Here is a 2,449-nt window from a genome sequence, read left to right as displayed (position 1 = left end):
CACCGGGACCGCTTCGGCGAGCAGCGCACCCGGCACCGGCGGACCCTGAACTCCTGGTACTGGCTGGGCTGGTGGGTGCAGCCGGTGCTGGAGAGCCGGCGCGACCTGCTGCTGGCCCACGCCTCCCACTGGCTGGACGGCCGCCACGTCCCCGAGCTGGACCAGGCCCTGGCCGCGCTGCCGCCGGTGGACACCGACCCCCAGGTGCGGTTCCTGCACGCCTGCCGGGCCTACCTCGTCAAGGACTGGGAACAGCTCGTCCGGCACACCGAGCCGCTGGTGCACGATCCGCTGCTGGGCATCGAGGCGGGGCTCTTCGGCGGGATGGCCCGGGTCCGGCTGGAGATGTACGGGCAGGCGGAGCCGATGCTGTCGGCGGCGCTCATGCGCTGCCGCAGCGAGCAGCCCCAGCGCAAGGAACTGCGGTACTGGCTGGCGCGGGCCCGCGAGGGCACGGGGCGCAGCGCGGCGGCGCTGCCGCTGTACCGGGCGGTGCACCGGGTGGACCCGGCCTTCATGGACACGGCGGCCCGGCTGACGGCCATCGAGGACAGCGACGACTTCGACGGGATGGCCGACGCCGCCGGGTACGCCGGGTACGGCGGACACCTGACCGAGGGCTTCGCGGGGCACGGGCTGTCCCCCGCCGGCGGGGACTACACGGCGGTGGCGCTGGACGGCGGAGGCGGGCCGGTGCAGGACCTGGCCCCGGACGGGCAGGTGGACGCCGATCCGCCGACGCCCGGGGAGCCCCCGGACCCGCGCTTCGGGCCGCCGGCCGGGACGGGCCGGCTGGATGGCGTACGGCACAAGGTGACCCTTCCCGCGCAGGGCGCCCCGGTCGGGCTGCCGGCCGGGCCGGCCGATCCGAGGGCGCTGGCGGAGGCGCTCGCGGAGCTGGAGCGGATGGTGGGCCTGGAGCCGGTGAAGCGGCAGGTGAAGGCCCTCTCGGCGCAGCTGCACATGGCCCGGCTGCGGGCCGCGCAGGGGCTCCCGGTGCAGCCGCCGAAGCGGCACTTCGTCTTCTCGGGGCCGTCGGGGACGGGCAAGACCACGGTGGCCCGGATCCTGGGGCGGGTGTTCTACGCGCTGGGGCTGCTGGGCGGCGACCACCTGGTGGAGGCCCAGCGGGCCGATCTGGTCGGCGAGTTCCTCGGGCAGACCGCGGTCAAGGCGAACGAGCTGATCGACTCGGCGATCGGCGGGGTGCTGTTCGTGGACGAGGCGTACAGCCTGTCCAACTCCGGCTACAGCAAGGGCGACGCGTACGGGGACGAGGCCCTGCAGGTGCTGCTCAAGCGCGCCGAGGACAACCGGGACCACCTGGTGGTGATCCTGGCGGGCTATCCGGCGGGGATGGACCGGCTGCTGGCCGCCAATCCGGGGCTGTCGTCGCGGTTCACGACCCGGGTGGACTTCCCCAGCTACCGGCCGGCCGAACTGACCGCGATCGGCGGGGTGCTGGCCGAGGCGAACGGGGACCGCTGGGACGAGGAGGCCCTGGAGGAACTGCGCAGCATCAGCGGGCACGTGGTGGAGCAGGGCTGGATCGACGAGCTCGGCAATGGGCGGTTCCTGCGCACTCTGTACGAGAAGAGCTGCGCCTACCGGGACCTGCGGCTGGCCGGCTTCGCCGGGGACCCCTCGCGCGACGACCTGGCGACGCTGCGGCTGGCGGACCTGATGCAGGCGTACGGGGAGGTGCTGTCGGGGCGGGGGCCGCAGGAGCGGCCGGAGCCGCCGGCGCTGTAGGCCGCCGCCCGGCCGGGTGTCAGGGGGCCGGCGGGGCCGCGCGGACGACGGCCTGGTCGCCCCGGGGGCCGAACAGGTGCAGCACCTCCGCCACTCCGCCGTCGGCGGGACCGAACCAGTGGGGGCGGGCGGTGTCGAACTCGGCCACCTCGCCGGGGCGGAGGACCAGCTCCTCGTCCCCGAGGATCAGCCGGACCTCCCCGGCGAGGACGTAGAACCACTCGTAGCCCTCGTGGGTGACCTGCCTGGGCTCGCGCGGGGTCAGGACCTGTTTGAACACCTGGATCCGGCCCGGGTAGCGGGTCAGCGGGACGATGACGGTGCCGTGTTTGCGCAGGGGTTCCAGGTGCACCCGGGGGTCGCCGGTGGGCGGGGCGCCGACGAGGTCGTCCAGGGCGACGCGGTGCGCTCGGGCGAGGGGGAGGAGGAGTTCGAGGGTGGGGCGGCGTCTGCCGGATTCGAGGCGGGAGAGGGTGCTCACCGAGATTCCGGTGGTGGCGGCGAGGGCCTCCAGGGTGAGGCCCCGGGTTCGGCGGAGCGTGCGGAGCCTTGGGCCGATGGCGTCGAGTACCTGTTCCGTTTCCGGGTCCACGGGGTCATTCTGCCGGGTTCCGGGTTCCGGGTGCCGGGTGCGGGTGGGCCGGCCGCTGCGCGGGGCATGCCCCTCCCCGCCCTTCCACCGTTCCCGCCTCAAACG

At 74.7% G+C, this 2,449-nt stretch carries 2 protein-coding genes; one reads left to right on the top strand and one right to left on the bottom strand.

Annotation, left to right across the window (positions count from 1 at the left end):
* Positions 1–1,752 (top strand): AAA family ATPase (locus tag VR44_RS32565; RefSeq protein WP_045951235.1); only part of this gene is annotated, 1,752 nt, incomplete at its 5' end.
* Positions 1,753–1,771: 19 nt separating this feature from the next.
* On the opposite strand, the gene VR44_RS32560 is transcribed toward VR44_RS32565, so the two are convergent.
* Positions 1,772–2,344 (bottom strand): helix-turn-helix domain-containing protein, encoded by a 573-nt coding sequence (locus VR44_RS32560; RefSeq protein WP_045951234.1) that lies wholly within the window; start codon positions 2,342–2,344, stop codon positions 1,772–1,774.
* Positions 2,345–2,449: the final 105 nt, after the last annotated feature.

Source organism: Streptomyces katrae (genome assembly GCF_000966975.1).
Taxonomy (GTDB): Bacteria; Actinomycetota; Actinomycetes; order Streptomycetales; family Streptomycetaceae; genus Streptomyces; species Streptomyces katrae.
Note: the sequence above shows the minus strand (reverse complement) of the source record. Positions and strands in the feature narration are given on the sequence as shown.